We start from the raw sequence: 735 nt of genomic DNA on the forward strand, positions 1-735 counted from the left end.
GCGCCGGAGCATCCTGCCATGAGTGCGCGCCGCGTCACGCTCGCCGCCATGCTGGCCGGTGCGGTTCTCGTTGCCGCGCCGATCGTCAGCGGCCATGCCCCGCGCTTCATCTGGAACGCATCGGCCAGTGTTCCGATCGGACTCTATTCGCTCGCGCCCGTTCGGTCGATCGCGGTCGGCGATCTGGTCGTGGTGCTGCCGCCCGACGACCTCGCCGGCTTCCTCGACGCACGCGGCTACCTGCCGCGCGGCCTGCCGCTCATCAAGCGCGTACTGGCGCTGCCCGGCACCGAGGTCTGCCGCCGTGGTCCGTCCGTGATCGCTTACGATCACGCCTATGGCGATGCGCAGCCGCGCGATCGCTTTGGCCGCGATCTGCCGCAATGGCAGGGCTGCCGTGTGATCGCCGCCGGTGAGGTCTTCCTGCTCAACTGGGACTCGGGCGACAGCCTCGACGGCCGCTACTTCGGCGCGCTTCCCGCCTCGGCCGTCATCGGCCGTGCGCTTCCTCTCTACACCGACGAAGACGGCGACGGCCACTTCCGCTGGTGCTTCGCCGATCCGGCCCTTGAGCCGTGAACTTCCCCTCAACCGCACCACAGGAGACGACATCATGGCAGACCTCGGCAGTTTCACCCGCACGGAAACCGGTTTCAAAGGGCGCTTCGAAGGGCTCGGCATCGAAGGGTCGCTCACCTTCGTTCCGGCCAAACCTTCGGAGGCCGAGAACGCGCC

1 protein-coding gene is annotated in these 735 nt (G+C 68.3%); it reads left to right on the forward strand.

Annotated features, from left to right (window positions below; translation table 11 throughout):
- Positions 1-18 precede the first annotated feature (18 nt).
- Positions 19-579 (forward strand): S26 family signal peptidase, encoded by a 561-nt coding sequence (locus tag NA8A_RS24215; RefSeq protein WP_009452794.1) that lies wholly within the window; start codon positions 19-21, stop codon positions 577-579.
- Positions 580-735: the final 156 nt, after the last annotated feature.

This window comes from Nitratireductor indicus C115, from assembly GCF_000300515.1.
Classification (GTDB): domain Bacteria; phylum Pseudomonadota; class Alphaproteobacteria; order Rhizobiales; family Rhizobiaceae; genus Nitratireductor; species Nitratireductor indicus.